Annotated in this window: 21 protein-coding genes; 11 read left to right on the forward strand and 10 right to left on the reverse strand. The window is 62.3% G+C overall.

Translation table 11 applies throughout. From position 1 onward, the window contains the following. Window positions 1–79 precede the first annotated feature (79 nt). On the forward strand, window positions 80–1153 hold the full coding sequence (locus ACIP5Y_RS04080) for an MBL fold metallo-hydrolase (RefSeq protein WP_400347371.1): 1074 nt from the start codon (window positions 80–82) through the stop codon (window positions 1151–1153). Window positions 1154–1175: 22 nt separating this feature from the next. Here ACIP5Y_RS04080 and ACIP5Y_RS04085 read toward each other — a convergent pair whose 3' ends face one another. Continuing rightward, a complete protein-coding gene (locus ACIP5Y_RS04085; protein WP_400347373.1) occupies window positions 1176–1568 on the reverse strand; it encodes a nuclear transport factor 2 family protein in 393 nt (130 codons plus the stop codon). A 91-nt stretch (window positions 1569–1659) separates the two neighbouring features. Between ACIP5Y_RS04085 and ACIP5Y_RS04090 the strand changes: the two genes are divergently transcribed. After that, complete coding sequence (locus ACIP5Y_RS04090; RefSeq protein ID WP_400347375.1) at window positions 1660–2103, forward strand: MarR family winged helix-turn-helix transcriptional regulator; 444 nt, start codon at window positions 1660–1662, stop codon at window positions 2101–2103. On the opposite strand, the gene ACIP5Y_RS04095 is transcribed toward ACIP5Y_RS04090, so the two are convergent. Continuing rightward, window positions 2100–2519: a GNAT family N-acetyltransferase gene (locus ACIP5Y_RS04095; protein ID WP_400347377.1), complete on the reverse strand. Its 420-nt coding sequence runs from the start codon at window positions 2517–2519 to the stop codon at window positions 2100–2102. The two genes, ACIP5Y_RS04090 and ACIP5Y_RS04095, sit on opposite strands and share 4 nt — an antisense overlap. Window positions 2520–2634: 115 nt before the next feature. Next, window positions 2635–3096: a winged helix-turn-helix transcriptional regulator gene (locus ACIP5Y_RS04100; RefSeq protein ID WP_400347379.1), complete on the reverse strand. Its 462-nt coding sequence runs from the start codon at window positions 3094–3096 to the stop codon at window positions 2635–2637. A gap of 82 nt (window positions 3097–3178) precedes the next feature. Between ACIP5Y_RS04100 and ACIP5Y_RS04105 the strand changes: the two genes are divergently transcribed. The 3 genes from ACIP5Y_RS04105 to ACIP5Y_RS04115 all read left to right on the forward strand — a co-directional run bounded on the left by ACIP5Y_RS04105 (window position 3179) and on the right by ACIP5Y_RS04115 (window position 5347). Beyond that, on the forward strand, window positions 3179–3859 hold the full coding sequence (locus ACIP5Y_RS04105) for a nitroreductase (RefSeq protein WP_400347381.1): 681 nt from the start codon (window positions 3179–3181) through the stop codon (window positions 3857–3859). A 71-nt stretch (window positions 3860–3930) separates the two neighbouring features. Continuing rightward, on the forward strand, window positions 3931–4593 hold the full coding sequence (locus ACIP5Y_RS04110) for a class II aldolase/adducin family protein (RefSeq protein ID WP_400347383.1): 663 nt from the start codon (window positions 3931–3933) through the stop codon (window positions 4591–4593). A 64-nt stretch (window positions 4594–4657) separates the two neighbouring features. After that, complete coding sequence (locus ACIP5Y_RS04115; RefSeq protein ID WP_400347386.1) at window positions 4658–5347, forward strand: hypothetical protein; 690 nt, start codon at window positions 4658–4660, stop codon at window positions 5345–5347. 20 nt (window positions 5348–5367) lie between these two features. On the opposite strand, the gene ACIP5Y_RS04120 is transcribed toward ACIP5Y_RS04115, so the two are convergent. After that, entirely contained in the window at window positions 5368–6255 is an 888-nt protein-coding gene (locus tag ACIP5Y_RS04120; RefSeq protein WP_400347388.1) for an alpha/beta fold hydrolase, read from the reverse strand. A gap of 71 nt (window positions 6256–6326) precedes the next feature. Then, a complete protein-coding gene (locus tag ACIP5Y_RS04125) occupies window positions 6327–6722 on the reverse strand; it encodes a hypothetical protein (protein ID WP_400347390.1) in 396 nt (131 codons plus the stop codon). Between the two features lie 184 nt (window positions 6723–6906). Between ACIP5Y_RS04125 and ACIP5Y_RS04130 the strand changes: the two genes are divergently transcribed. From ACIP5Y_RS04130 to ACIP5Y_RS04140, 3 genes are read left to right on the forward strand one after another with little or no spacing between them, the layout of a single operon-like run. Next, on the forward strand, window positions 6907–7212 hold the full coding sequence (locus ACIP5Y_RS04130) for a hypothetical protein (RefSeq protein WP_400347392.1): 306 nt from the start codon (window positions 6907–6909) through the stop codon (window positions 7210–7212). Further along, entirely contained in the window at window positions 7212–9635 is a 2424-nt protein-coding gene (locus ACIP5Y_RS04135) for a WXG100 family type VII secretion target (protein WP_400347394.1), read from the forward strand. The genes ACIP5Y_RS04130 and ACIP5Y_RS04135 overlap by 1 nt, the downstream gene beginning before the upstream one ends. Next, complete coding sequence (locus tag ACIP5Y_RS04140; protein WP_400347396.1) at window positions 9632–10003, forward strand: hypothetical protein; 372 nt, start codon at window positions 9632–9634, stop codon at window positions 10001–10003. The genes ACIP5Y_RS04135 and ACIP5Y_RS04140 overlap by 4 nt, the downstream gene beginning before the upstream one ends. A 107-nt stretch (window positions 10004–10110) precedes the next feature. On the opposite strand, the gene ACIP5Y_RS04145 is transcribed toward ACIP5Y_RS04140, so the two are convergent. Beyond that, on the reverse strand, window positions 10111–10320 hold the full coding sequence (locus tag ACIP5Y_RS04145) for a DUF397 domain-containing protein (RefSeq protein ID WP_400347398.1): 210 nt from the start codon (window positions 10318–10320) through the stop codon (window positions 10111–10113). Beyond that, the gene (locus ACIP5Y_RS04150) at window positions 10317–11198 is read right to left on the reverse strand and encodes a helix-turn-helix domain-containing protein (RefSeq protein WP_400347400.1); all 882 of its coding nucleotides are present in this window, start codon (window positions 11196–11198) and stop codon (window positions 10317–10319) included. The genes ACIP5Y_RS04145 and ACIP5Y_RS04150 overlap by 4 nt, the downstream gene beginning before the upstream one ends. A 171-nt stretch (window positions 11199–11369) precedes the next feature. On the opposite strand from ACIP5Y_RS04150, the gene ACIP5Y_RS04155 reads away from it, so the two are divergent. After that, window positions 11370–11849: a hypothetical protein gene (locus ACIP5Y_RS04155; protein WP_400347402.1), complete on the forward strand. Its 480-nt coding sequence runs from the start codon at window positions 11370–11372 to the stop codon at window positions 11847–11849. 34 nt (window positions 11850–11883) lie between these two features. Here the strand turns inward: ACIP5Y_RS04155 and ACIP5Y_RS04160 are convergent, their stop codons facing one another. Further along, a complete protein-coding gene (locus tag ACIP5Y_RS04160; protein WP_400349202.1) occupies window positions 11884–12123 on the reverse strand; it encodes a hypothetical protein in 240 nt (79 codons plus the stop codon). Next, a complete protein-coding gene (locus ACIP5Y_RS04165) occupies window positions 12080–12589 on the reverse strand; it encodes a hypothetical protein (protein ID WP_400347404.1) in 510 nt (169 codons plus the stop codon). The genes ACIP5Y_RS04160 and ACIP5Y_RS04165 overlap by 44 nt, the downstream gene beginning before the upstream one ends. Here ACIP5Y_RS04165 and ACIP5Y_RS04170 point away from each other — a divergent pair. Both ACIP5Y_RS04170 and ACIP5Y_RS04175 read left to right on the forward strand, forming a co-directional pair. After that, on the forward strand, window positions 12559–13500 hold the full coding sequence (locus ACIP5Y_RS04170) for an HNH endonuclease (protein WP_400347406.1): 942 nt from the start codon (window positions 12559–12561) through the stop codon (window positions 13498–13500). The two genes, ACIP5Y_RS04165 and ACIP5Y_RS04170, sit on opposite strands and share 31 nt — an antisense overlap. Window positions 13501–13617: 117 nt before the next feature. After that, window positions 13618–14706, forward strand: coding sequence for a Shedu immune nuclease family protein (locus ACIP5Y_RS04175; protein ID WP_400347408.1), 1089 nt, complete (start codon window positions 13618–13620; stop codon window positions 14704–14706). Here the strand turns inward: ACIP5Y_RS04175 and ACIP5Y_RS04180 are convergent. Further along, window positions 14703–15332, reverse strand: a complete 630-nt coding sequence (locus ACIP5Y_RS04180) for a TetR/AcrR family transcriptional regulator (protein WP_400347410.1) — start codon at window positions 15330–15332, stop codon at window positions 14703–14705. The two genes, ACIP5Y_RS04175 and ACIP5Y_RS04180, sit on opposite strands and share 4 nt — an antisense overlap. Window positions 15333–15442: the final 110 nt, after the last annotated feature.

Consider the following 15442-nt stretch of genomic DNA (forward strand, 5'->3'; position numbering starts at 1 on the left):
GACAGCACCGGTCGAGCCGGGGAAGAATACAGTCCGGCGGGCAGGTCGTCCGCCGCCATATCGACGCAAGGGGATCCGCGTGCCGAGCAGCCCTCTCACCGACGGCCTGTCCGCCCTGACCGGTCGCTTCGCCACGCCGCCGCTCCCCCGCCCCACCCTGGCGGACACCATTGCCGCCCGGCGGCGCTTCTTCGGCCCGGACGCCGTCGACGCCGAAACCGGCGCGGTGCGTTCCGATCAGGTGATCGTCTCCTGGTTCGGCTGCGCGAGTTTCGCTGTGGCCCTGGGCGGTACGGTGCTGCTGCTCGATGCGTGGGTGCCGCGCGGCGTGACGTCCGGTTATGTGCCGACCACGCCCACCGAGGTGGCCGCCCTCGCTCCGGCCGGAATCTTCATCGGCCACGGCCATTTCGACCATGCCGCCGACGCGGGCCCGATCACGCTGGCGAGTGGCGCCGTGCTACACGGCACCCCCTCGCACTGCGCGACCGCACGCAAGCAGGTCGGTGGCGCTGAATTGTCCTGTCAGGAACTGGGTTCCGACGAGACCGCTCCCGGTGACCGCTTCGATTTCGAACTCGCGCCGGGCTTGTCGGTGACCGCGGTGCGGCACGTGCATTCCGCCCGCACGCCCCGTGACGAGAGCGCCGACGGTTCGGCGCCGGTGCGTCCTCGCCCGTGCCTCTGCGATATTCGCACGCACCCACCGACTCTCGGCGATGCCGGCCATCTGGCCCGCAATCTGGTCGCGCCCGAGGGTGGCGTGCTGCTCTACCAGTTCCGCACCGAGAACTTCGTGCTGACCTGGCACGATTCCTCCGGCCCGCTGCTGGACAAGGCGCCGCACGTCCTCGATGTGCTGCGCACCCTTCCGGCCTCGGATGTCCATATCGGCGCGATCCAGGGTTTCAACCAGTTCACCAACGGTCTCCGCGATCCGCGCAGCTATGTGGAGGCGTTGCGTCCCAAGGTGTTCGTCCCCAATCATCACGACAATTGGTTTCCGGTGATGACCGCCCGCGGCGAGGCGTTCCGCACGCCGCTGCACGAGGAACTCGCCCGCCTGCCCGAGGAGACGCGCCCGGAGATCCGGATGCTTCTCGATCCCGACGACTATCTCGCGCCGGGCCGCCTCGTTTTCGATCTCCCGTAGCGGTCAGCCGGTCCGGCGGGTATCAGCGAGCGCTGCCGAGGTTCCGGTCGGCTTCGGCGCCCTCGAGCATGAGGGTGACCTCCTCGATGCGGCGGAAGCGGCCGTCGTCGGCCAGGTCGGCGAAGACGTAGACCTCGGTGCGCACGGTGGAGCCGTCCTTCTTGGTGACCTGCACCGTGTGCCGGTCGGCGTATTTCGTTCCGCTGCACAGTTCTTCGTGTACCTCGACGGAGCCGCCGGCCACGACGGTGCGCAGATGCGCGATGTGGTCGGCGAATTCGGTGCGGTCGGCCCAGCTGCCGTCGGTGCGCTGGCGGTAGTCGGGGGCGAAGTGCCGGTCGATGGCCTCGTCGAGGGACAGTTCGGAGTTGAACAGCAGGTCGGTGAGGGCGGCGTCGATGCGGGTGTCGTTCATGATCTTCCTTCTTCTCTATATGCGTGCGTGGCGCACGCTTCTAGAGGACCGTAGCACACAATGCGTGCGCCGCGCACGCTATTGTTGTGGCATGGAGAACGAAGTAGGCCACGAGATCGCCGACGCCCTCGGCGTCCTGCTCCGCCGCACGACCCGCACCCAGCTTTACAGCGCACTCACCGAAGGGCTCGGCGAATCGGTCGACGAACTGACCTATCCGATCCTCAGCGCCCTCGCCAGAATCGGCGCGCGAAGTGCTGCCGACCTGGCCGCGGAAGTGGGCCTCGACCGCTCGGGCGTCACCCGCCGGGCGACCCGACTGGAGGAAGCGGGCCTGATCCGCCGCGACCCGGACCCGACCGACCGCCGCGCGTCCTTGCTGGTTCTCACCGACGAGGGCAACCGTACGGTGGCAGAACTGCGCCGGCGCCTGGCCGCCCGCATCACCGACAGCCTCGGCGCGTGGCCGGCCGGGGAGGCGGCGGCGTTCGCCCGCTACCTGCAGCGGTTCATGGCCGAAGGGCCTTTCAACTAGTCCGCGTCGAAGACCGTGTACATGGTGACGCTGGTGGATCCGGCGCGATTGCGGTGTTCGGAGTCGGGGACGTCGACGAACCCCAGTCGCTCGTAGAGTTTCCGCGCCGGATTCTCCAGTCGCACACTCAAACTCACGCCCTGGTAGACCGGGCGCAGATTGTCCAGCAGTGCGGACAACACGGTGGTGCCGATCCCGAATCCGCGGCTCTCCGGCGCCACCCCGATGGCCAGCTCCGGAATCCCCTCCGCGACATAGCCGTAACCGGCTTCCTCGGCGTCGAACACCCGCACCCAGGCTGCACCCAACAGCACGCCGTCCATGCCGCCGACCACGCCGATATCCCCGGGCCTCCCCCACCCTTCGACGTACCGAGTCAGCGCCGGTACTTCCCGCAACTCGTCCGGGGTCGACATTCCTTGGTCTCGCGCGTGGGAGGCCTCGAAAAGCATTGCCCACAAAAACTTCTCATCATCGGCCGTAGTGGGCCGAACTATCACACCGGACACCTCTCCGACCATAACCAGCCCGTCACTCCCCCGCATCGACGGTGAGTCCCGGCCCGGCCTCCGGCGTCACGTCCCGAGCGGTGAGTTCGACTCCGCACCGGTCGCATTCGAGGTGCACGTGCGCTTCCCCCGCACAATCCCGATGCCGGTAGTACACCGGTGGCCCGTCCGGCGCCATATGGGTGTCTCCCCAATCCCGGAACGCCATCAGAATCGGATACACATCGTGTCCCTTATCCGTGAGCCGATACTCCTCGTGCGCCCCGGTCTCCGCGGCCTGCTTCACCAAAATCCCATGCTCCACCAGCCGGTCCAGCCGATCCAGCAGTCGCCCCTTGCTGATCCCCAGGTAGGACTGAAACCCATTGAACCGCCGCACCCCCGAGAACGCCGCCTTGAGGATCAGCAACGTCCACCGATCCCCGAACACCACCAGCGCCCGCGTAATCGAACAGGGCTCCTCGGCCAGCTCCTCATACCGCATCTACCAATCCTACCGATTCGGTCCTAATATGAGACCAAGTTGCTCCGGTCTCAAAACGAGACCGCTCACAAAGGGGACCTTCATGCCAGACCGCTACACCACCCTCGAATCACTGCTGGCCGACCGCCACACCTGCCGAGCCTTCCGCCCCGACCCGATCCCCCGCGCCACCATCGAATCCATCCTCACCCTGGCCCAACGCACCCCCAGTTGGTGCAACACCCAACCCTGGCACCTGACGATCACCGAAACCACAGACGCCACCGGCAACTTCCGAAAGGCGTTGCTGGACCACATCGAAGGCACCCCCGCCCAAACGGACATCCCTTTCCCGGCGTCCTACAACGGGATCTTCCGCGAGCGCCGCAAGGAATGCGGCGCAGCCCTCTACCAGGCCGTAGGCGTCCCCCGAGGCGACCACGAAGGCACCCTCCGCCAAATGCTCCGCAACTTCGAACTCTTCGACGCACCCCACGTAGCCATCCTCACGACGGAATCCGACCTCGGCGTCTACGGCGCCGTCGACTGCGGCCTCTACCTCACGTCCTTCCTCCTGGCCGCCCAAAGCCTCGGCATAGCCACCGCCCCACAAGCAGCCCTCGCGACGTACTCCCCGTTCCTCCACGAGTACTTCTCGATCCCCGCCCACCGCCAAATCATCGCCGGCATCTCCTTCGGCTACCCAGACCCCGACCACGCCGCAAACGGATTCCGCACCACCCGAGCAGATCTCGACCAGGCCGTCACTTGGCACGCGAACTGACATCAGAGCGCCCACGGCGCGCAAGCGGTCCAAGAATGCGAGCCCAATCCAAGATCTCGTAGATTGACCGCATGCCGCCCTATGCCCAGCCGGAACGCTCCCAGGTGGCCGAAGCCTCCCGCCACCTGGCCACCGCCGGCCTACTGATCGGCACCGCGGGCAACGTCAGCCTCCGCTTCGGCGACCGAGTAGCGATAACCGCCACCGGCACAGTCCTGGCCGACCTGACCCCAGACCAGGTCACCATCGTCGACCTGAACGGCGAGGTCGTATCCGGCGACTTCGCCCCCACCTCGGAACTCGAACTCCACCTGGGCATCTACCGCACCCTGCCCACCACGGCGATAGTCCACACCCACGCCCCCAAATCCACCGCGGTCGCCTGTGTACTCGGTGAACTCCCAGTCCTCCACTACCAACAGCTCCCCCTGGGCGGAGCTACTCCGGTAGTTCCGTTCTTCCCGTTCGGCACCCCGGAACTAGCTGCCGCAGTATTGGATTCCCTCTCCACCGGCAAACAAGCCACCCTCCTCTCCAACCACGGCGCAGTCACCCTGGGCTCATCCCTGAAGGAGGCAGTCGACAACGCCCTCCTCCTGGAATGGGCCTGCACCTTGTACTTGGACGCCGCGTCCCTGGGCACGCCCCGGGCACTAACCCCCGAACAGCAGCAAGCGGTGCTCGAGGTAACCCTCCGCACCGCCTACGGCACCACGAAACCCGTACGCCCCTGAACATTTCCACCCTCAATGTTGCTGTCCCGAGGTCGCAACCGACGTGGCGGTCTAACCTGGAAATGTGCAGGATCGCATGCGGCTTGCCGTGCTACCGATCCGCTCGGGGCAAAGGTTGGAGCGGGTCGAGGTGCCTTGCGCTGCCGCCGATCCGAATGCGTGCCGCCCGCAGAGCAAGGGCCCACTCGTCGGGGGACTCGCCACCATTGGCGCAGCCTTTGCGATGCACAACGTGATTCTCGGCGTTATCGGCGCGATCGGCTGCGCACTGACGTTCTATGGACCGTGCTGGACTCTTACACCCCGGTGGCGCGCCCGTCGGCAAGCACGCCGCTGGCAGCACTTCATCGCAGTTCACGACGTCCTCAATCTCGCATCACCGCAACTTGCACGTCTTTCCGACGCCTACGACGAACTCGTCCGCGCCGCGGCCCTTCCGGGCGTGGAGCTGACCGCCGAGGCCGCCGGCGTCGGCCACCTCATGGTTCTCGAATGCTCGAGCCTGCTCGCCGGCCGGACCCCCACAGGACCGGCTGAGATCGAATACATCACGTCCCGTACCACCGAAATCCACAGCTTGACAAATGTTTTGACCCGTCAGCACCGAGAACATGAACGCCGCCAGGAGCGGCAGGCACTCGACCGTCGTCGAGAACTGAACGAGATCGCGCTGGCCCGGACAGAACTCGAACACCAGACAGGTGTCAGTGCGGTATTCACCAGCCGTGATCTACGAAAACGATACGAGCGCTGAGGCAGCGACCCACCGTTTGTTCACCGGCGCTGACCGGTCTCGGCCGCCAACTCCACCAACTTGGCCCGCACCAACTCAGGCCGTTCATCGACGATGAAATGCCCACACCGGGAGACAAAGTCGACGGTGTAGTCATCCGCCCGAGCCGTCTCCGCCGCAGCCAGCGAATAATGCACCGCCGCATCGTTTTTCCCGAACAACGCCCGGATCGGCACGGTAGCCCGCCTGGTCTCCGGATTCCGAGCTGAAGCGGGAACCTCCTTCAGCAGGAACGTCCGATACGTATCCGTCCCCGTCCGAGCCACCCCCGGATCCCTGAACCGCCCGGCAAAAATCTCGACCGTCTCCGCATCAAACGCGTTCTCCCCCTTGGCCGCCGTCTCGAAAAGCCGATCCAAGAACCGAGTCCGAGTCTGCAACGGCACCCCCAGCCCCGCTACCAACGGCTGATAAGCCAAAAACCGCCAACTCTGCCGCAAGATGTCCTTCGTAGGCACCCAAGGATGAGCCATATTCATCACCAGAAACCCCCTGAACCGCTCCGGTTCCCGAAGGATCATCCGATACCCGATGAACCCACCCCAGTCATGCCCGACCAGCAACACCTTCTCATCAATCTTCAACGCATCCATCAGCGCAAAAAGGTCACTGGCCACATCATCTTTGGCCCACCGATGCGGCGCAGCCCCCGACCACCCGTAGCCAGGCAAATCCGGCACGATAATCCGCATCCCCGCAGGCGGATCCGCCAACAGGTCCCGATACGTGTAGTGATGCTGCGGCCACCCGTGCAGCGCGAGCACAGGCACCCCGCTCCCAGCCTCCGTGACATGGAATCGAACGCCCCGAGCCTCAACGAAGCTCCGGCGCACACCGGCGATAGCGGGCGGACCCTGTTCAGCAGCCATAGCCCACGCTAGCGCATCGAAATCGCCGGAACGGCTTCGATCGAACACTCCGCGGAGCCCCGGAGGCATTGTCAGTCAGCCGCGATACGAGATCTGCCGCCGTAGTGGTCGAAGTCGTCGTCCCACGGGTCTTCGCCAGTGGTCAACGCAGGCGATGGCACCGGGGTGGCCCGTGCGAGAGCGTCCCGAGCGGCGTCCTGAACAGCCTGCACCTCCTCGCGATCACCGATCGCGTCGAGTTCGGCGCGAATGGCATTCTTGGCGGCAGTGTGCGCCTCTCCGATCAGCTCGAGAACCTCGGCCACAATCCGGTTCGTCTGCTCGTCAGCGCCGGCGATCCGCCAATTGTGCACTGTCCCGTCAGCGCTCACCTCGACGGCGACCCTCCCATCCGCCGAAGTGGCGGCAGCGATACGCGTTGCGATCGCAGCCTGCAGCCGCTCGGTGTCATCGGCGACCGAGTCCAACAATGACCTGGTGCGCGGATAGCCGTGATCAGCCATGGAGAGAGGCCCCTTCTCGCTCGGCTCAGGTGTCGTGGCCCCTCTCGAGGCCCGAAGCTGCGCTGTATTGCGTTGTAAAGTACCCGAAAGTAATTTGTATCATCGCAGGCGACCAACACTCGTCGCCAGCGAAAGGGGGGCACCGGCCATGGGTGAGCGACTAGATGTCGATCCGGAACGCGTACGCGCGTTGGCATCCGGGTTCAAGGATGCATCGCAATCAGTCGGGGGATTGAGCGGCCACGACTCTGCAGAACAGATATCCACAGGCTTGACCGACACCTCGGTCGGAGGTGCATGCGCAGCCGCAGCATCCACCGCGGGCGCAGCTCTGACCGCCATCTCCGGCCACTATGGCAACCTCCACGTTCACTCCCACAACGGCGCGAACGACTACGTCGAAACAGAAAACGTGTCGGTCGACAAGTTCACCAATCTCGGGAACTCGAACTGATGGTCACACCGACCATCTCGCAGGTAAAAGCCTGGGACCCGGAAGTGCTCAATACCCAAGCAACCGAATGGGATACGAAAGCACAGAGTCTCGGCAACACCCTCGACGCCGCAGCGCGGTCGGTCGACGGTTCCAGCCACTACTGGATCGGCACCGCCGGTGACTCCATGCGCGACCGCCACGACGAAATCCACGGCAACGCCACCACAATCAAGACCGCACTGGAAAACGGCGTCACCGCCGCCCGCAACGGCGCCACCGCGATCCAGGCCGCCAAGACCGCGCTGCTGAAGCAGGTAACCACCGCCGAAGACGCACACTTCACCGTCAGCGACACCGGCGAAGTGAAGATGAGCACCGACATGCTCCTGTTGATGCGATTAACGGACCTGAAATCCGCGCAAACCCTGGAGGCCGGGTTGCAATCGCGGGCAGAGGATTATCAGAAGGCGATCCAGGCCGCGTTGACCGATTGCGGTACCGCAGACGATCAGGCAATGACCGCAGTCAACAACGCCTTCGCCAACCTGACCACCACCCAGGTCGACCCGCTAGCAGTCATCCCGCCCGATCAGCTCACCCCGGATCAGGCACGCAAGGACCTGCAGGCGGTGAAGGACGGCACCGCCGACGCCGATACCCTGGCACGAATCCACGCGGCCACGACCCTGTCGGATGACGACAAGCAGAAGCTGGACAACGGCGCCAGCGACACTGTCGGGCTCGCCCAATTCCCTTACCTACAGGCATTCACCCAGGGTATGAACGGCATGTCCGGCGAGGACATCGACAAGCTGGGCGGCAAGCTACCTGGAAACGGGCCTGATCAGGTTAAATCGGATATCGCCAACGATTTCCGCGTCATCTCCGACCCTCGCATAAACAGCCTCGACGGCAAGGACACCGGCGGCATGAAGCAGCTGCCCGACAACGTCCAGAAGATGGTCACCGAGAACCCATCACTCCTCGCCAAAGAGCCTGAAGGGCACTTCGTCGCCGGCGACAACTGGATGCCGGCTGACCCGCAGGCCGTCAATGCCTACAACGCGAAGAAGGACAACTATCGGGCACTCGCGGACCTGATGAGTAAAGGCGATACGACCATTCAGGGCAGCGATATCAACCGCGGCATGATCAAGCAAGGCGCAGAGCTCGCGGCCCTGAACACCGACCCGAAATCCGACACCAGCAAGATCGCCAACGCCTTCCTGTCCAACGCCGCCGACGACCACACCGCCGTACGTGACGCCCTCACCAATCCCAAGGGAGTAATGGACGTCACCTGCACCCCTGGTGGACATTACGACGCCAACAGTCACGTTGTCGATATCCTGCAGCATCAATGGAACTCCGACCAGACCGGCGCCATGAAAATGGTTTCCTGGATTGGCGACGACGCCGGCTCGACCAACCAATTCCTACAACAACGTGCGGGTGAGTCCGCCCAAGCCCTGGCCAACATCGTCAGCCACAACCAAGGCGCCCTGTCTCACGACATACCTGGTTATCCTGGACATCTGTCGTTCGGACAGCTGAACCCGGACCTCAGCATGGCTGTCGCCAAATCACTCGAGCCTTACATCCCCAACCTTGCTGGCGCATCAGAACCCGACCTTCTTGTAAATCATTATTGTGGCCATCTCGACACGGCTGGGAGCTATCATGACAGCCCCGGTTCCGTCCATACGCCTGGTGATTTGTCGAACCTCTTCAAAGTCATCGACTCCAATCCACACGCCGCCATCGAATTCAACAACGCCGCTGCACACCTGGCCGGGCAGCTCGACTTCAAGGCCGGAGCAGGGAACGAATATGCAGCCTATCAGCAGGCTCAGCTCACCGGGGCCATGCAGATCGGCCTGAACGATGAAATCGTAGACCTGACAGGTACCGATCATCAGAAGAATCTCGACAATGCCACCGCGAGCTATAACAGCAAGGCCGAAGTCGCTGACATCGTTACCGGAATCCTCAACGGTGCTGGTCTCGCAGGGCCTGAAGGTGGTGCGGTTTCCACCGCAGCCTGGATCCTCGACCCTGTTATCAAAGCTCAGATCCCCCAACCGGATGCCTACGAGATCAACCAGACCACCACGCACTGGAACAGTGACCTCGCACCGGTAACCGGTGTCACGACATCCGATACCCTATATCAGGATGTCAACATCATCCGCGGCTACGACTCGGTGCATCACGGCACTCTTGAACAATTCCAGAATTATGAGCACGACGGCCGAACCTATCATTTCATCGATTCTCAAGGACAGCCGAACTTAGAGGCTATCAATGCGCATCGAAATATATATGAACAGGCAGTAAATGACCTGATGTCCCACCCTCTGGACGATTATGATCGAGAGCATCGTCGAGGATGGGTGAACAGCCAGATTATGGATTACGATCCAGAGGATGGAACCAAATGAGACGGATCACCACGATCATACCAACCTTGGCGATAACTCTCGCTGCATCGCTGTCGATGATCGGCTGCTCGACTAACAGCACCTCTCAAACAGCTAGCACCGTCGCACCCCCGACCACTACGGCATATGACACAGTTTTCGAGGATGCCAAGATGATTGCGAGCTATAACGAAACCCACCCAGGCACATTCGACAAGTTCAACAGCTATCGAGACAAAGACGGGCAAACATTTCAGTTCTTCGATGCAAATGGAAACCCCAATATGGATGTCATTAAAGCCCACCGCAATATATACGAATCCGCGTTACTGAGCATCATCCCGAACGATTTCGAGCGCGAATATTATGCGGAACACGGATACAAATAACAGGGCTCGCCTTGCTACCAGATTCTTCGACGGCGGCATCCGACTGCCGTTGAGCCCCCGCTGACACACACGCCGCCAACCACACCTCGGACAGGGACAGCGGCCGATCAGCCGATCCGGTCGAGCCTTCCTCGCGCAACGCCGTCCACAAAGGCATCCCACACGCCCTGAGCGAAGGTCAGTGCAGGCCCGCCTGCATGCTTCGAATCACGCACGCCAACCAATCCGTCTGCGAGAAAGGCAATCTCGATGCAGTCGGCCTTGTCACCGCTGAAGCTGCTCTTGAACCAGTCGGCTCCGGATAGATCGATCGTCACGCTGAGAACTCCTTCGTAGCCTGCCGCAACAGGATCCGGCTGTCTGCCTCGTCCAACGACGCATTCCGGAGAGCTTCGAGAACCCGATGGTACCGCTCGACGTCATCTGCCTTCTCCAGATACATGCAGCCGCTGAAGTTCTCCAGATAGACGACGGGCGGCCACATGCTCTCGCCACCGAGGCCCTCATCGAACTCGAGAATCGCGAACTGCCCCACAGGATCTCCGACTGGCGCTCCTACGGAGAAGGGCAGTACACGTACCGAAACGTTCGAGCGCTTTCCGACCTCGGCAAGCTGCCGCAGCTGGGCTGACATCACAGCATCTCCACCAACGTTGCAGCGCAAGGCAGATTCGTGAAGCACTACATCCAACGCGATCGGCTGATACTTACGAGTTACCTTGGCCTGCCGCCTCATCCGCAACTCGACCCGGCGCTCATGTTCGACAACCGACTCCCTGGGCTTCACGGCCCGGATGAGTGCCCGAGCATAGTCCGCGGTCTGCAGAAGCCCCGGCACCAAGGCAGGTTGGTAGGTGGTCACACTCCGTGCAGCAGTCTCCAGCCCCACGTAGACGTCGAAATCCGCAGGAATCAAACTGCCGTACTCGTGCCACCAGCTCTTCTCGGTGGCCTGCTTCAGCAGTCCGATCATGGCGTCTGCCATCTCGGCAGACAGTTCCAACACCTCACAAACAGCCTGCAGGTCACGAACTTTCAACCGCGTCGCGATCCCGGCTTCCAACCGCTGCAAGACCGATGTACTCACATCAGCCAACTTCGCCACCCGATCCTGCGACATCCCCACCGCACCCCGCGCCTCCCGCAAGTACCGCCCGAGTTGGCGCCGAGGCAGTGTCGAACTGTTCTCGACCATGTCGTTCCTCCCACCACGCGTCACCCGTACTGGGTGAAATCAGCCTCCGAACCGACTGCGCCCCTGGACCTTCAGATCAATCTCACTGGGTCACCCAGTTAAGAGTAACCAGCCCCCACCCGGCGTGATGTCCTTTCGACATAACATCCACCAGCCCGGAAAGGTACGAAGATGTTCGAACGACTGACCATCGGTGCATGGGCCATCACCGCTGAAGGCTGCCCTGTACGGGTCGTACTCGACGGGAAGGAGAAGCTCGCAACACTCATCCTCGGTGACCGCCATAGAGAGTTCGAGATCTGCTTGGATACGGCGACTCTCACCGAAGTCGCGGTCCAGTCCGCACACGCCCTCCATGCACTGCGGGTGCCCCGGCCGACCGACAATCATGAGCACGATATAGAGGCTGTCGTGGTCCGCGATCCCGATGGCGCAACCGAGGTCCGAGTATTCGTCGACGGCATCGAGACTGCCACCACCCAGCTCACCGTTGACGCGGGCGCGGGTTGGACATGGGAGGAGTGGACAAGAACGCGCGACAACAATCTGGCCGCGGCAACTCCCGCAGCGCGACAACTCCTGCTCGAGGCATACGCGAATCCGCCAGGCAGCGTGCACATCAGAGGCAGGAACGAATCAGCTTGGCTTTGAAGGCATTTCACACCCAGGGCGACTGCCGCTGCAGTCAGGCGCCTGGAACCGGAAATCCGCTGTCTAGCCACGCCTGGACCGCACCGACGTCGCCGTACCCGTGCTGGCGCAAGCTATCGACGATATCCCTACCGCAGATCATCACGACCGGATGGCCATCGGCACGCACCTCTCGATAAACCTGATCGTTGAAATATAACAAGGTGACGAATGCACCGAACTGCCGATGCTTAAGCCTGGATATGAGCCGGCTCATATCCTTGACTCCAGTCATGGAGCTCAGCGCCCGGTCGCTTGTTGTCACCGAAGTAGGTCAGGATGCCCGTCTGTACGTCCAAGCAGTCCGGCCAGTCCGGGTCACGACCCGTGGAGTACAACGCCACGAGTCGCACCGAGTTCCTTATGGGCGATCCCTTCACCCTGATGCCGCCTTGAACTCCCAGGCCGAGCAGTCGACTGATCGGGTCTCGGCTACGGCCAGCCGCACTCCGCCCTGAATAGAGACGATCGATGTGCAGGTCGGTGGCCACCAAGTCTTCGAACAGCACTGCATGATCATGATCCGGCACCTTCGGATCGTAAACTGACATGCCTCTATTTCCACGCCGCCACGCAGACAGGGCATACTGGACGGACGAGATACTAAGTCGGACAACAGCAGTGCGACCGGATCTCGCCCTACTCAGTTCGGGGAGCAGTTCTGGACGCGATGGTCGAGCAACCCACGGCGCAGCGAGCATGGCTCGTGCTTGTGAAGTCGGACTACCGGCGACTGAACAGCGGCGATCTATATGATGACGATGTATCGACGCAGTACAGCTGGGATTCGCGGGTAGCCAACCATCTACAAGTGGAGCCAGGGCATATCATCGTCGTGTGGGACGAGCAGGAACTGCTCGGCGCCTCGGTGATCGAGTCGATCACACAAGGTCAAGGGAATCGGCCGATCGCTCGATGCCCTTCCTGCCGGAAGACGAACATCGAACGCCGCTCGACGATTCAGCCTGCCTTTCGATGCTCCGAATGCAAGATCACCTTCGACGAACCTCAACTAGAGGATGCCGAGGTCGCAACGTTCCGGTCGACACACGGTCAAGGCTGGGTCGACCTGATCGGCACTCTTCAGGCGGCCGAGCTACGCGCGCTCTGCGTCAAGCCCAAATCGCAGAACAGCATTCGAGAGCTGCGCTGGACCGAGTTCCGGGCAGCAGTGCGGACCGGATTAGTTTCAGATCCGCTCCGCCCACTGGAGGCGACAGTCGCACAGATGACAGACGGGCACAGCGTCAGGCCCGTTCGAGTCAGACTGGGACAAGCGGGATTTCGTGCTGAACTGCTTCGTCGATTCGGTGCGAACTGCGCGTTCTCCGGCACACTGCCCGAAGCCGCGCTCGAAGCCTGCCACCTCTACAGTTATGCCCGAATCGGTCACCACGACCCGCACGGTGGAATTCTCCTGCGGCGCGACCTACATCGACTCTTCGACAGTGGTCTCATAGCGGTCCACCAATCGAACACAATAGATGTTGCGAAGGATCTTCACGGCTATCCGCTCTATGCGACGCTCCATCATCGCCCCTTGGGTATCAGACCAACAACGAAGCAGCGCAACTGGTTTCAACTGCATTGGGAAGAGTTCCGCTCGAGTTGATGGCCGCAGGTTCCGTCCCTCCCAAGCCGGTTGACTCTTCACCCGGCCCTCCAAATGGATACAGGCCAGTTGGAATGGACCGTTGACGCCCAGGCCCCATCCTTCGACAATCAGTTCATGGCGCGAATCTTGGACGTGAGACCGAACACGCAACGGATCGCTGCACACAAGCCGGAGTTGGGCGTCGACTGCGAACACCAGGTCGTCGTCGACGACGCGGGTACGACACTGCTCCATCTGACAACCTTCGGGTCCAGAGATCGGGCATCCCATCGCAAGAGCAGCCAGTCGCTACAGGTTGACTCGAAGGTTGCCGCTGAACTCGTGCGAGTTATGCGTGAAACGTTCGGCGACGAAGTACTGAACGCATCCCCCAGATTGGATGTTGCGTTCGCATCGGGTGGAGCCGTGGTCGATGCAGAGTTGCTCGCCCAGGCATACGAGCAGAAACCTGAACTCTTTCGAGCACTCATCACCAATGACGAAGCTGCGGGCGATGTCATCGCCATGGCACATCGCAGACGGCAGGTCGAGCGGTTCCGCCGGCTTCTGGAGGACGATGACTACTTCGACAACGAGCGGAAGACCCGATTTCCGAAGCGCGGTTCAGAGGCGGTCTGGCAGCACTTCTTCGAGGAGAATCCTTGGATCTTCGGTGTCTCGCTTTCGGGACAGCTACTGACCTCGTGGAGCGATGAAAGGCTGGAGCAAGTCGTAGCCGGACATTCCATCGCGTCAGTCGGCAAGCGCACCGATGCACTGCTTCGAACATCTGGTCGGATCCGGTCGATGGTGTTCGCGGAGATCAAGACGCACCGCAAGGAGCTGTTGGAACCGATCCGGGAGCCGTACAGATCCGGTTGCTGGGCACCGTCGTTCGAGCTATCGGGCGGTGTTGTTCAGGCGCAAGGCACGGTCCATCGCGCCGTCATGCAGATCGGGGAGCGGCTACAGGACAAGGCGGGGGACGGCAGCGATATCCCCGGTGAGTTCACCTACCTCTTGCGCCCACGGTCCTACTTGGTGATCGGCAATCTGGACAGTTTGCGTGGCGACGGTGGCGGGTACAACCAGGACCAGATTCGGTCGTTCGAGCTGTTCCGCCGCGAGCTCGTCGAGCCCGAAATTCTCACCTTCGATGAGTTACTCGCACGAGCCGAGTGGACGGTCGAATCCGCTGGAACAGAAGCATATTCCGAGCCCTAGGATTCGGCTCCGATTCCATTCGCGAAAGCTCGCAGACACCGTATTGCGAGATCCGCCGGGGAGCCAGCTCCGGCAGTCGGTCCGTCGCCGGATGCCCACTGCTCCACTGCGATTCGGATCGCGCCCGCGGTAGCTGTAGCAATCTGCCGGAGCCGCAAGGGATCCGGGTCGGGCCCAGCCAGATCGGTTAGTACTCGGTATAGATCGCGTTCCGACTCCATGTTGATGCGGTGCCAGATGGCGCGGAGGGCTGGGTCGTCGGACATGGCGTGGATCAAGCCTCGGGTGGTTTCGAGGTCCTCGGGGGCACCCTCGAAGGTCAGGGCGGCCTGGATTGCCTGCTCTAGTTCGGCAAGAGTCGGGAGGCGGTGGGGGCCGGAGGCTACTACCCCGAGCCAGCGTTGGGCGCCGGTGGCCAGAAGGGGTTCGACGGCTTCTTCCTTCGTTCGCGAGTAGCGGTAGAAGGTGCGGAGGCCGATGCCGGCTTCGGCGGCTATTTGTTCGGCGGTGACGTCTGCGGTGCCGTGTTCGGCGAAGAGGCGGGCTGCGGTGCGGGCTATGTCGAGGCGGGTTTCGGCTTTGCGGCGTTCGGCCAGGGAGGGGCGGCGGGTCGGGTGGGCGGACATTGTCACCTCCTTTGGGGTGGGTTCAACCTTTGATCCTAGTCGATGGGATGCCACTATGGCACGTTGTGCCATACGGGCGTAGCGTGTCAATCAGAGGTTGGAACACCGTT

This window comes from Nocardia sp. NPDC088792 (assembly GCF_044750615.1).
GTDB lineage: Bacteria > Actinomycetota > Actinomycetes > Mycobacteriales > Mycobacteriaceae > Nocardia.

Excerpts from the sequence above, each read along its gene's own strand:
- ACIP5Y_RS04120 (WP_400347388.1), bottom strand. The coding sequence starts at position 6,255 with ATGGCTGCTGAACAGGGTCCGCCCGCTATCGCCGGTGTGCGCCGGAGC.
- ACIP5Y_RS04140 (WP_400347396.1), top strand. The coding sequence starts at position 9,632 with ATGAGACGGATCACCACGATCATACCAACCTTGGCGATAACTCTCGCT.
- ACIP5Y_RS04180 (WP_400347410.1), bottom strand. The coding sequence starts at position 15,332 with ATGTCCGCCCACCCGACCCGCCGCCCCTCCCTGGCCGAACGCCGCAAA.
- ACIP5Y_RS04160 (WP_400349202.1), bottom strand. The coding sequence starts at position 12,123 with ATGACTGGAGTCAAGGATATGAGCCGGCTCATATCCAGGCTTAAGCAT.
- ACIP5Y_RS04155 (WP_400347402.1), top strand. The coding sequence starts at position 11,370 with ATGTTCGAACGACTGACCATCGGTGCATGGGCCATCACCGCTGAAGGC.
- ACIP5Y_RS04135 (WP_400347394.1), top strand. The coding sequence starts at position 7,212 with ATGGTCACACCGACCATCTCGCAGGTAAAAGCCTGGGACCCGGAAGTG.
- ACIP5Y_RS04090 (WP_400347375.1), top strand. The coding sequence starts at position 1,660 with ATGGAGAACGAAGTAGGCCACGAGATCGCCGACGCCCTCGGCGTCCTG.
- ACIP5Y_RS04175 (WP_400347408.1), top strand. The coding sequence starts at position 13,618 with ATGGCGCGAATCTTGGACGTGAGACCGAACACGCAACGGATCGCTGCA.
- ACIP5Y_RS04110 (WP_400347383.1), top strand. The coding sequence starts at position 3,931 with ATGCCGCCCTATGCCCAGCCGGAACGCTCCCAGGTGGCCGAAGCCTCC.
- ACIP5Y_RS04085 (WP_400347373.1), bottom strand. The coding sequence starts at position 1,568 with ATGAACGACACCCGCATCGACGCCGCCCTCACCGACCTGCTGTTCAAC.
- ACIP5Y_RS04170 (WP_400347406.1), top strand. The coding sequence starts at position 12,559 with ATGGTCGAGCAACCCACGGCGCAGCGAGCATGGCTCGTGCTTGTGAAG.
- ACIP5Y_RS04100 (WP_400347379.1), bottom strand. The coding sequence starts at position 3,096 with ATGCGGTATGAGGAGCTGGCCGAGGAGCCCTGTTCGATTACGCGGGCG.
- ACIP5Y_RS04165 (WP_400347404.1), bottom strand. The coding sequence starts at position 12,589 with ATGCTCGCTGCGCCGTGGGTTGCTCGACCATCGCGTCCAGAACTGCTC.
- ACIP5Y_RS04105 (WP_400347381.1), top strand. The coding sequence starts at position 3,179 with ATGCCAGACCGCTACACCACCCTCGAATCACTGCTGGCCGACCGCCAC.
- ACIP5Y_RS04095 (WP_400347377.1), bottom strand. The coding sequence starts at position 2,519 with ATGTCGACCCCGGACGAGTTGCGGGAAGTACCGGCGCTGACTCGGTAC.
- ACIP5Y_RS04130 (WP_400347392.1), top strand. The coding sequence starts at position 6,907 with ATGGGTGAGCGACTAGATGTCGATCCGGAACGCGTACGCGCGTTGGCA.
- ACIP5Y_RS04150 (WP_400347400.1), bottom strand. The coding sequence starts at position 11,198 with ATGGTCGAGAACAGTTCGACACTGCCTCGGCGCCAACTCGGGCGGTAC.